The organism is Ideonella sp. P3_A4, assembly GCF_056403075.1.
This window is the reverse complement of record NZ_JBFUGE010000715.1, coordinates 1-2,829: the sequence shown is the minus strand read 5'-3', so window position 1 is coordinate 2,829 and position 2,829 is coordinate 1. Positions and strand designations below refer to the sequence as shown.

General features: G+C 68.7%; 2 protein-coding genes. One reads left to right on the top strand and one right to left on the bottom strand.

Translation table 11 applies throughout. The features are described from left to right. The first annotated feature begins 269 nt into the window (after positions 1-269). The gene (locus AC1DYI_RS31645; protein WP_477208078.1) at positions 270-1,577 is read left to right on the top strand and encodes a GGDEF domain-containing protein; all 1,308 of its coding nucleotides are present in this window, start codon (positions 270-272) and stop codon (positions 1,575-1,577) included. Between the two features lie 46 nt (positions 1,578-1,623). On the opposite strand, the gene AC1DYI_RS31640 is transcribed toward AC1DYI_RS31645, so the two are convergent. Then, positions 1,624-2,829, bottom strand: a 1,206-nt coding sequence (locus AC1DYI_RS31640) for a sensor histidine kinase (protein ID WP_477208077.1), incomplete at its 5' end; no start/stop codon positions are given.

Sequence of the window (2,829 nt, the reverse complement as noted above, 5' to 3'; positions counted from 1 at the left end):
GAGCAAGCCCGATGACCTGCAGTGCGCCGAGTATGCGCAGGCCGTGATGGCGGGCTTGATCGACATCCGTGTGCTGGTCGAAACGGGAAGCCCTGCCACGCAGCCTTGAACTCGGCGCTGCGTGGCCAAACGCACGGCAATGCAGCGCTGGGCTCCGCGGGCTATCAGGCTGACCTCAATTGACGCAGCCATCGGCCGAAGATGCACCGAGCCGCGGCAGGCCCTGCCGTGCTTCGCATGGCCGCGTCAATGGCCACCTTGCCTCTTTCATGACCCCTCCAAACCGTGCTTTTGCGGTGCTTCGCCGCGTGCTGATTGCCCTGGTGCTGGGCACGCCGGCGCTGCTGGCATGGCACCACTGGGGCATGGAGCGCGTGCTGGCGTTGAACGCCAAGCAGCACCCGGTCGAATTGAACGACGACCGCACACTTGGCGGCCACAGCGTGACCAGCTGGTTTCCGGACGGCCCGCTCGGGACCCTGCAATGCCAGCTCGACGCGGGGTATGCCTGGCCGTACTGCGAGATGTCGCTCACGCTGGCCAAGAGCCCGCAGGGCGTCGACCTGTCGCGCTATGACAGCGTGCACTTCCGGCTGAAGTACGAAGGCGTCGGACCGCGCGGCGTGCGCTTCTACCTGCGCAACTACGAAGAAGGCCAGTCGAACCTGAAGGACACCGGCAGCCTGAAGGTCAACGAGGTCGAGTTCGACATTCCGCCCAGCGGAGAGATCGACGTGCCGGTCCGGCTGTTCCGCATCGCCTCGTGGTGGGCGGTGGAGCAGAACGTACCGCTGCTGCACACCGACACCCGGGTCGACAACGTGCCGTTCGTCGAACTCTCGACAGGCTCGAAGAGCAAGCCGGGGCTGCACCGCATCGGCATCGAGGCGATCGAGTTCCATGGCAAATGGCTGAGCCAGTCGCAGGTGCTGATGCTGCTGGTCGGGGCCTGGCTGCTGTTCGGCTTGGCCTGGCTGTGGGGCGAGGTGCTGGGATTCCGCGCCCACCTGGTCGAGGCCCGAAAGCACCTGAAGCGCATTGAATCTTTGAACCATGCGTTGCACCTGGAGGCCACGGTGCTGGCCGGCCAAGCCCGCACCGACCCGTTGACCGGCGCGCTCAACCGCGAAGGCTTGCGAGAGTTCTTGCTGAAGCACTGGCCCGGCCAGGTGGCGAGTGCGCCGGTGCTGTGCCTGGTCTTCATCGACATCGACCATTTCAAGCGCATCAACGATGGCCACGGCCACGCGTGTGGCGACCAGGTGCTGCAGCAGTTCGCCCGCCTGGTGCAGGCCGAGATCCGCGCCGGCGACCGGCTGGTGCGCTGGGGCGGCGAAGAGTTCCTGGTCGTCTGCCCGGGCGCCGAGCCGGCGCAAGGCGCGGCCTTGGCCGAGAAGCTGCGCCACACGCTGGAGGGCGCGCCCTGGCCGGCCGCGCTGCGGGTGTCGGCGTCGTTCGGGGTGGCGGCGCTGGCTGACGGCGAAGACTTCGCTGCGGTGATCGCGCGGGCTGATGCTGCGCTGTACCGCGCCAAGTCACTGGGCCGCAACCGGGTCGAAACGGCGCCCGACGCCTGACGGCCCAGCCGGCTCGGGTCAGGCCTTCGCGCAATGGCCGTTCGGCCTAAGCGCGCATTGGCCTTTCGGCCAAGGGCAGCAGGATGCGCGTCGTCAGTCCATGAGGCGCCGTGTCGGCCAGTTCCACGTGGCCGGCGTGCCGCTCGACGATCTCCTTGACGATCGCCAAGCCCAGCCCGCAGCCGTTGCCCTCGTGCGTGCCGCGCACGAAGCGCTCGAACACGTCGGCATGCAGAGCTGCCGGGATGCCGGGGCCGGTGTCGCTGACCTCGATCAGCGCTTGCTGGTTCTGGGCGGCCACGCGCACCGTGACTTCGCTGCCGCGGCCGGCGTAGCGCAGGGCGTTGTCCAACACGTTGGCCAACGCTTCGCGCAGCAGCAGTGGAATGCCCAGCACCTCGACTGCGGGCTCGGCAGCCTCGTCGCCCTCGGTGCCTTCATTGCTCGGCTCGTAGCCCAGGTCGATGCCGGCGTGCCGTGCGCGTGGCACCAGCTCGGCGGTCAGCTCGCGCGCCAGCCGGGCCAGGTCGACGCGCGTGCGGGCCTGCACGGTGGCCGACTCGGGCTCGGCGCGCGCCAGCGTGAGCAGTTGGTTCACCAGGTGGGCGCTGCGGGTCGCGCTTTCGTGCACGCGCTGCAGCCGCGCGGTCAACGAGCTGCCGGGCGGCGGCTCGCAGATGCTGGCGCCCGAAGCGTCCGCATCGGCGCGGGCACGGGTTTTCGCCGCCTCGGCGGCGTCTTGCACCTCCTTCAGCGCCAACTCGGTCTGGCTTTTCAGACCAGCCAACGGCGTGCGTAGTTGGTGGGCTGCGTCGCTGATGAAGCGTTTTTGCGAGACGACGTTGTGCTGCACCGCGCCGAGCAGGTCGTTGATGGCCTGGGCCAGCGCGCGCACCTCGCTGGGGGCGGAATGCAGCTCGATCGCGGTCAGGTCGTTCGGCGCCTTGCCTTCGACCAGGCTGCGCAGGCGTGCCAGCGGCGCCAAGCCGGCGCGGATGCCAGCCCAGACGATCATCGTCATCAGCACGATCAGCGCGGACAGCGGCAGCACCGTGTCGACCAGGATGCGGCGGGCCAGCTCTTCGCGGTTGGCGCTGTTGCGCGCCACCTGCACCAGCATCGTCTGCATCGGCTCCGATTCATCGCCGTAGCTGAGGTAGAGCGCCGCGACGCGCACGCGCTCGTTGCCGCCCCCTTTGGCGGCCGCGATCTCACCGTTGTAGAAGTAGGGTTCGCCCAATGCGGGCTGGGC